This is a genomic window from Salinicola peritrichatus (assembly GCF_003206715.1).
Lineage (GTDB): Bacteria > Pseudomonadota > Gammaproteobacteria > Pseudomonadales > Halomonadaceae > Salinicola > Salinicola peritrichatus.
This window is the reverse complement of the sequence record NZ_PZJU01000070.1, coordinates 23,550-31,395: the sequence shown is the minus strand read 5'-3', so window position 1 is coordinate 31,395 and position 7,846 is coordinate 23,550. Positions and strand designations below refer to the sequence as shown.

The following is a 7,846-nucleotide window of genomic DNA, read 5'->3' as shown; positions in this document are numbered from 1 at the left end:
CGGAAGACGGAAGAATAATGAGCGCCACTCGCCAAGGTGGCAAATAGCGCTCTCTTCCTTCTTATCTCTTCCTTCTTCCAGGCGCGCAGTGCCGCTCTTCTTATAATTTCCGGCGCAGCCGGGTCAGGTCGTCTCGCGATCGATCAGCATGAATCCAATGTCCTGGCTTTCGCCGGCGCGCTCGAAGCGGGGCTGGGCCATGCGCTTGAGCAGGTGCTCGGCGGCCAGGCGACCGATCGCGGCACCGTCGATGCGTACCGAGCTCAAGGCCGGAAAGGTGGCAGCGGCATAGCTGCTGTCGCCGAAGCCCATGATCGCGAGGTCATCCGGAATCGCCAGTCCCCGGCTCTGGGCTTCGGCCAGCGCCCCCATGGCGAGGATGTCGGAACTGCAGACGATGGCGTCCAGACCGTGTCGGTCGAGCAGTTCGGCGCTCTTCTCCCGTCCCCAGGGCATGCTGGAAGGCGTGCCGACCTCGCGCAACTGGTAATCGCCCTCTCCCGCCGCCTCCAGCCCCGCGATGAAGCCGGCGACACGCTGGCCGGCCCGGGCATCGTCGGCGGTGATGATGCCGAAACGCCGGTAACCGCGAGCCAGCAGATGCTCGGCCACCGCACGCCCCACGGCGGTATGGCAAAAGCCCACCAGCATGTCCAGAGGGTCGTCGGTCATGTCCCAGATCTCGACCAGCGGCACCTTGGCCGCGATCAAGCGTTGGCGAGTGAGCTCGGAATGGCGGCAGCCGGTCAGCACGATGCCGTCCGGACGACGGCTGAGCACGGTCTCGAGAATCGTCTCTTCCTGCGCCGGGGTATAGCCGGCCAGCCCCAGCAGCACCTGGTACCCCTGCGGTGCGAGTACACCCGTGACCGCCTGGACGACTTCTGCGAACAGCGCGTGGGCCACCGTCGGCACCAGCAGCGCCACCAGACGACTGCGGCTGGAGGCCAGGGCGCCGGCGACGCGGTTGGGCACGTAGCCGGTCTCGAGCACCGCTTGTTGCACCCGCAGGCGGGTGCTCTCGCTGACCAGTTCGGGACGATTGAGCGCCCGCGACACGGTCATCGGCGCGACCCCGGCAACCCGCGCCACATCCGTCAGCCGTGCGCTGCCGGTCGCCCGCGCCGAGCGCGGCCTGGTATCGTCGGCGTCACTCGCTTGCGTCATTCATCACTCATCCATGCGGTGGCGCTACGAAGGCTTGCAGGCTGGCACAGCCCGCTGCCCAGACTTCGGCTTCGAGCAGCGCGATACCGGCGGTGGGAAATGCCAGCCCGACGCCTGGCGCGCCGTCCACCAGCCGTCCGGCCAGGGTGCCGACCAGTGGCATGTGGCTGACGATGATCAGCGGACGCGGATCGTCGAAGAGCGTGAGCCGCTCGATCAGCGCGAGCACGTCATCGTCCGGGGTGATGCCGTCAACGGTTTCCGCCGTGCCGCTCATTGCCTGGGCGATCACGTCCGCCGTTTGCTGGGCACGCCGCAACGGGCTGGTCCAGATTCGCGCCCCGGTGAACGTCTCCCGCCCCGCAAGCCAGCGTCCGGCACTGTGCGCTTCCCGCTCGCCTCGCGACGTCAGGCGACGTTCGGCGTCGGGCGTGCCGGGTGCGGCTTCGCCGTGCCTGACGATCGCGAGCCAGGCCATCATTCGGTATCCGGAGCAAGCTGGTGGGCGCGGGACACCGACTCCCGCGAGAGCATGAACTCCACGTCGCTGCTCTGCTCGCTTTCCATCAGCGACTTGGCCATGTCCCGCGCCGGAACGCCACCGAACATGACCTGATACAGCCCCTGAGCCAGCGGCATGTAGATATCCTCGTCGCGCGCCTTGCCGCATACCAGCTTGACGGTATTGACCCCTTCGGCGACCTGGCCCAGCGCTTCGATCGCTTCATCGAGACTGCGACCCTCGCCCAAGGCATAGCCGATACGGTAGTTGCGCGACAGTTTCGACGAACAGGTGACGATCAAATCGCCGACCCCCGAAAGCCCGAGAAAGGTCATCGGATTGGCCCCGAGCGCCACCGCGAAGCGGCTCATCTCCGCCAGCGCCCGGGTCATCAACATGGCGCGGGTGTTCTCGCCCATGCCCAGCGCCGCGGCCATGCCGGCGGCGATGGCGTAGATGTTCTTGAGCGAGCCGCCGAGTTCGGCGCCATAGCGGTCGTTGCCGGCGTAGACACGGAAATAGCTGCACCCCAGCGCGGCCTGCACGTAGGCGCGGGTGACCGGGTCATCGCTGGCGATCACCGTGGCGGTGAGTTGCTTCTGGGCGATTTCCGCAGCCAGGTTCGGACCGGAGAGTACGCCGATATGCGGCGACCCGGTCTCTTCCTCGATCAGCTGGCTCATCAGCTTGAAGCCTTCCGCCTGGATGCCCTTGGTGGTGGTGACCAGAATCTGCTCAGGACGCAGGTGCGGGCGCACCTGGCGCAGCACATCGCGGAAGGCTTTCGAGGGAATGGCGATGAACACCAGCGCGGCGTCCGCCACCGTGGCGGCGAGATCGGTGGACGCCACCACCGCCGGATTGATGGGGTAATCGGGCAGGTAGCGGGCGTTGCGATGCTCGCGATTGATCTGTGCCACCAGCGCTTCGTCGCGCAGCCATTGGCGGACCACGCCACCATTGTCGGCGGCAATGCTGGCGATGGCGGTACCGAAACTGCCGCCGCCGAGCACGGCGACCTGCATGCCTTCTTCTGAGCGTGCGTCTGACATTGTCGATCCATTGACGATGAGCGATATCGACAGTGTAACGAAAAACGCCCCGGAACTGGCGGCAATGACGCGACCTGAGATCACGCGCATGCCCTCCGTTCCGGGGCGTACATTCAACGGCGCTCCGAACGCGCTGCAGACCTGAAATGAGTCGGCCAGCGATCAGTCGATCAGCGGCACCAACGCATCGATACTCGCCCGCGCATCGCCATAGAGCATGCGTGTATTCTCCTTGAAGAACAGCGGGTTCTCGATGCCGGAGTAGCCGGTGCCCTGCCCGCGCTTGCACACGAATACCTGCTTGGCCTCCCACACCTTGAGCACCGGCATGCCGGCGATCGGGCTCGCGGGGTCTTCCTGCGCCGCCGGATTGACGATGTCGTTGGAGCCGATGACGATGACCACGTCGGTGTCGGCGAAGTCGTCGTTGATCTCGTCCATCTCCAGCACGATATCGTAGGGCACCCTGGCCTCGGCCAGCAGCACGTTCATGTGCCCCGGCAGGCGGCCGGCCACGGGGTGAATGCCGAAGCGCACGTTCTTGCCTGCCGCACGCAGCTTGCGCACCAGATCGCTGACCGCGTTCTGCGCCTGGGCCACCGCCATACCGTAGCCGGGCACGATGATCACGCTGTCGGCGTCATTGAGCGCGCCCGCCACCCCATTGGTGTCGATCGAGACTTGCTCGCCCTCGATCTCGGCCGCCGGCCCTTGCGTGGCGCCGAAGCCACCCAGAATCACGCTGACGAAGTTGCGGTTCATCGCCTTGCACATGATGTAGGAGAGAATCGCCCCGGAGGAGCCGACCAGCGCCCCGGTCACGATCAGCAGATCGTTGGACAGCGTGAAACCGATCGCCGCCGCCGCCCAGCCGGAGTAGCTGTTGAGCATCGACACCACCACCGGCATGTCGGCGCCGCCGATACCCATGATCAGGTGCCAGCCGATGAAGAATGCCAGCGCTGCCAGAATCAACAGCGTCCAGAAGCCGGCACCGTTCAGGTAGAGGATCGCCAACAACAGCGATAGCGCCGCCGCGCCGGCATTCAACGCATGCCCACCGGGCAGCTTGTGCGGCTTGCCGCCGATCTTGCCGGCCAGCTTGCCGAAGGCGACCACCGAGCCGGTGAAGGTCACCGCACCGATGAAGACTCCGAGCACCACTTCGACCTGCAGGAAGGTCAACTCCGCCGGCGTCTTGCTCGCCAGCGTCGTCGCGAAGGCGGACAGCCCATCCAGGGCGATACCGGACTGCTGCATCGCCAGCACGCGGGTACGCTCCATGTCGGCGTTCCAGCCGATGAACACCGCCGCCAGGCCGACGAAGCTATGCAGCGCCGCCACTAGTTGCGGCATCTCGGTCATTTCGACCTTGCGCGCCAGCCAGGCGCCGATCGCGGCGCCGATCAGCATCATCGGAATCAGCCAGCCGAAGCCGCCGATATTCGGCCCCAGCGCCGTGAACGCCACGGCGACCGCCATGCCGACGATGCCGTACCACACCGCACGCTTGGCCTTTTCCTGGTTGCTCAATCCACCCAACGACAGGATGAACAGCACACTCGCCGCGATCGCCGCGGCGGAAACGAACTCGTGTTGCAACATCATTTCTCTCCGCGGATCAGGATTTCTGGAACATGGCGAGCATGCGACGGGTCACCAGGAAGCCGCCGACGATATTGATCGAGGCAATCAATACCGAAATGCCGGCCAGCAGCCCGACCAGCCAACTGCCCGAGCCGATCTGCAGAATCGCGCCGAGAATCACGATTCCCGAGATCGCGTTGGTTACCGCCATCAGCGGTGTGTGCAGCGAATGGCTGACGTTCCAGATCACCTGGAAACCGACGAAGCAGGCCAGCGCGAAGACGATGAAGTGCTGCATGAACGAAGCCGGCGCGACCAGCCCGAGCAGCCACATCAATACCCCCCCGGCCGCCAATAGCCCCACCTGGCGCTTGGTCTGGGCGACGAACGCGGCGTGTTCGGCGGCACGCTTCTCTTCCGGCGTCGGCTCCCTGGGTTTCTCCTTCGGCTTGGACGCCCCGATCGCCTTGACCTTGGGCGGCGGCGGCGGGAAGGTGATCTCGCCGGCATGGGTCACCGTGGCGCCGCGGATGACGTCGTCCTCCATGTCGTGGACGATCACGCCATCCTTCTGCGGCGTCAGATCGGTGAGCATATGGCGGATATTGGTGGCATAGAGAAGCGAAGCCTGGGTCGCCATGCGCGACGGAAAATCGGTGTAGCCGACCACGATCACGCCGTTGGCGGTGGCGATGCGCTCGTCGGCCACGGTGAGGTCGCAGTTGCCGCCTTTCTCCGCCGCCAGGTCGACGATCACCGAGCCGGGCTTCATCGCCGCGACCATGTCCTCGAGCCACAGCTTGGGCGCCGGCTTGCCGGGAATCAGCGCGGTGGTGATGACGATGTCGATATCCGGCGCCTGTTCGCGGAACAGCGCCAGCTGCTTTTCGCGGAACTCGGGGCTCGACGGCGCCGCGTAGCCGCCGCTGGCCGAGCCGTCCTGGCTATCCTCGAAGTCCAGGAACAGGAACTCCGCGCCCATCGACTCGATCTGCTCGGCGACTTCCGGGCGCACGTCGAAGGCGCGCACCACGGCGCCGAGGCTGGTCGCGGTACCGATCGCCGCCAGCCCGGCGACACCGGCACCGATCACCAGCACCTTGGCCGGCGGCACCTTGCCGGCGGCAGTCACCTGACCGGTGAAGAAGCGCCCGAACTGGTTGCCGGCCTCGATCACCGCGCGATAGCCGGCAATGTTGGCGGTACTGGATAGCGCATCCATCTTCTGCGCCCGGGAGATGCGCGGCACCATGTCCATGGCGACCACGGTCGCGCCCTTGGCCTTGCAACGCTCAAGCATCTCTTCGTTCTGGGCCGGCCAGAAGAAGGAAATCAGGGTCTGGCCCTCGTGCAGGCGCTCGGCCTCCTCTTCGTCGGGCTCGCGCACCTTGATCACCACGTCGGCCGTCTGCCAGAGCGCGTCGGCGCTCTCGACGACCTCGACGCCCGCCTCGCTGTAGACGGCATCATCGAAGCCCGCGGCGACGCCTGCGCCGCTCTCGATCAGGCATTCATGCCCCAACTTCTGAATCTGCTGCGCACTCTCGGGTGTCAACGCGACACGCGCTTCTCCCTTGGCGATCTCCTTGGGTGCACCGATCTTCATTCGGCAACCTCCTGTTCCTCAGCGATACGGGACACGACCATCGCAACCATGTTTCATGGCTCCTCTATCCAGCATGATCTCGAATACGCCATCCCTGGCCATGGAAAGGGTCCATGGTCGATATGGCGTAGATTGTGTGTGCGCAAAACTTGCGGCGGGATGGAACAATCTTTCGGAAAGAAGGCAGACGAATCAAGCGATTGTGAGAAAAACCAACCTTATCAATATCTTATGGCACGCATAACCAAATCATTATACGTAAAATCGCCGACAAGTCGTTGTTTTTAATATCAAAAAACGGACCCGAATTTTGGCTTATCCATGCCATAAGGCATGGCTTATTCCAGAGAAACGAGCACGTCCCAACAAAAGAACGCCGGTTTCAGCCAAACCGACGTTCGCCCTTTCACGAAGAACAGGAAAGACACACGGGCGGCGCATTACGCGGAGGCGCCTCGCTCCAGGCCTGCATGCCGGGCCTCGCTTCGAACGGCGAGGAGAGCAGCTCGCGGAAGGTGACCAACGGCTCGGCATCGCCTTCCTGTGCCGCCTCGATCACATGCTGCGCCAGGTGCGTACGCAGTACGTAGAGCGGATTGACGCGACGCATGGCAGCCAGACGCTCGGTATCGCTGCGTGACTCGACGCTCACGCGCTCCCGGTAGCGCTCGAGCCAGCCTTCGAGCCCGGCATCCTGGATCTCGTCGCCCAGCGATAGCCCGCCGATCACGTCCTGGTCGCTGAGCGCGCGGAAGCTGCGATGGAAATCCGCCCGCGAGCGTTCGAGCAGCGTCAACCAGTCCTCGATCAACTGCGCGTCTTCCTCGCGCTCGGTTTCCAGCCCCAATCTGGCCCGCATCAGGATGGCATAAGCCGCTTGCAGCGTCGGCTCGTAGCTGTCGAGAATCTCGCGCAAGCGCTCCACCGCGACCAGCGGCGTCAGCGATTGCCCGAGCACGGTCAGGTTCCATAACGCCACGCCCGGCTGCTGGTCGAAGGCGTAACGTCCGGTGGCGTCGGTATGATTGGGCGTGAGGTTCGATTCGAAGCGATCCATGAACGCATAGGGCCCGTAATCCAGCGTCAGCCCCAGGATCGACATGTTGTCGGTGTTCATCACCGCATGCACGAAGCCATAAGCCTGCCAGCGGGCGATCAATTCGGCGGTGCGCGTCACCACGTCCTGAAACATCGCCTCGATCGGTGCCTCGCTTTGCGCCAGGTCGGGGCGATGGCGATCGATGACGTGGCGCACCAGGCGCTCGAGGTCCTCGACCCGCCGCTGCTGATAGAGCCATTCGAAATGCCCGAAGCGCACGTGGCTCTCGGCCAGCCGCAATAGCGTCGCGCCGGGTTCGACCCGCTCGCGCATGACCTTCTCGCCATTGACCGCGACCGCCAGCGCCAGCGTCGTCGGAATCTTCAGCCCCGCCATGGCTTCGCCGGCCAGATACTCCCGGATCGACGAGCGCAATACCGCGCGGCCGTCACCGAAGCGCGAGTACGGCGTCTGTCCCGCGCCCTTGAGATGCAGGTCGACCGGCCCCCACGGCGTGACGGCCTCGCCCAGCAACAGGCCGCGTCCGTCGCCAAGCGACGGATTGTAGGTACCGAACTGATGGCCGGTATATTTCTGCGCCAGCGGGTCCATGCCGGGTAGCAGGCGCTCGCCGCTCATCAATTCGGTCAGCCGCCCGCGATCGATGGTCTCGGCCTCCAGGCCGAGGCGCATGGCCGCGGTCGGGCTGACGTCGAGCAGTCGCGTATCGCGCCATACCGTCGGCGTGACGCGAGTGAAGAAGTCGTCGGGGAATCTCGACCAGACATTGTCGAAAGTCAGGGACTCGAGGGATGTCTTGCCAGTCATGGTGGATCTCCTCGGTCGGGCATGAGTGACGCCTAGTCTAGCTCACCCACGGGAGAGAGACGAAA

Annotated in this window: 6 protein-coding genes; all 6 read right to left on the bottom strand. The window is 64.8% G+C overall.

The features are described from left to right. Positions 1–123: 123 nt before the first annotated feature. On the bottom strand, positions 124–1,167 hold the full coding sequence (locus DOM57_RS19905; RefSeq protein WP_110651029.1) for a LacI family DNA-binding transcriptional regulator: 1,044 nt from the start codon (positions 1,165–1,167) through the stop codon (positions 124–126). 7 nt (positions 1,168–1,174) lie between these two features. Beyond that, positions 1,175–1,648 (bottom strand): phosphohistidine phosphatase SixA, encoded by a 474-nt coding sequence (sixA, locus tag DOM57_RS19900; RefSeq protein WP_338056505.1) that lies wholly within the window; start codon positions 1,646–1,648, stop codon positions 1,175–1,177. Then, positions 1,645–2,721 (bottom strand): NAD(P)H-dependent glycerol-3-phosphate dehydrogenase, encoded by a 1,077-nt coding sequence (locus tag DOM57_RS19895; protein WP_239496339.1) that lies wholly within the window; start codon positions 2,719–2,721, stop codon positions 1,645–1,647. The genes sixA and DOM57_RS19895 overlap by 4 nt, the downstream gene beginning before the upstream one ends. Positions 2,722–2,883: 162 nt before the next feature. Further along, the gene (locus DOM57_RS19890) at positions 2,884–4,326 is read right to left on the bottom strand and encodes an NAD(P)(+) transhydrogenase (Re/Si-specific) subunit beta (RefSeq protein ID WP_110651025.1); all 1,443 of its coding nucleotides are present in this window, start codon (positions 4,324–4,326) and stop codon (positions 2,884–2,886) included. Between the two features lie 16 nt (positions 4,327–4,342). Further along, positions 4,343–5,914 carry a Re/Si-specific NAD(P)(+) transhydrogenase subunit alpha gene (locus DOM57_RS19885; protein WP_110651023.1) on the bottom strand — a complete coding sequence of 524 codons (1,572 nt, stop codon included), beginning with the start codon at positions 5,912–5,914 and terminating at the stop codon, positions 4,343–4,345. Between the two features lie 406 nt (positions 5,915–6,320). Continuing rightward, on the bottom strand, positions 6,321–7,781 hold the full coding sequence (locus DOM57_RS19880; RefSeq protein WP_110651021.1) for a protein adenylyltransferase SelO: 1,461 nt from the start codon (positions 7,779–7,781) through the stop codon (positions 6,321–6,323). Between the last annotated feature and the right edge of the window lie 65 nt (positions 7,782–7,846).

Coding starts and splice junctions, on each gene's coding strand:
- DOM57_RS19905 (WP_110651029.1), bottom strand. CDS start 1,167: ATGACGCAAGCGAGTGACGCCGACGATACCAGGCCGCGCTCGGCGCGG.
- sixA (WP_338056505.1), bottom strand. CDS start 1,648: ATGATGGCCTGGCTCGCGATCGTCAGGCACGGCGAAGCCGCACCCGGC.
- DOM57_RS19895 (WP_239496339.1), bottom strand. CDS start 2,721: ATGTCAGACGCACGCTCAGAAGAAGGCATGCAGGTCGCCGTGCTCGGC.
- DOM57_RS19890 (WP_110651025.1), bottom strand. CDS start 4,326: ATGTTGCAACACGAGTTCGTTTCCGCCGCGGCGATCGCGGCGAGTGTG.
- DOM57_RS19885 (WP_110651023.1), bottom strand. CDS start 5,914: ATGAAGATCGGTGCACCCAAGGAGATCGCCAAGGGAGAAGCGCGTGTC.
- DOM57_RS19880 (WP_110651021.1), bottom strand. CDS start 7,781: ATGACTGGCAAGACATCCCTCGAGTCCCTGACTTTCGACAATGTCTGG.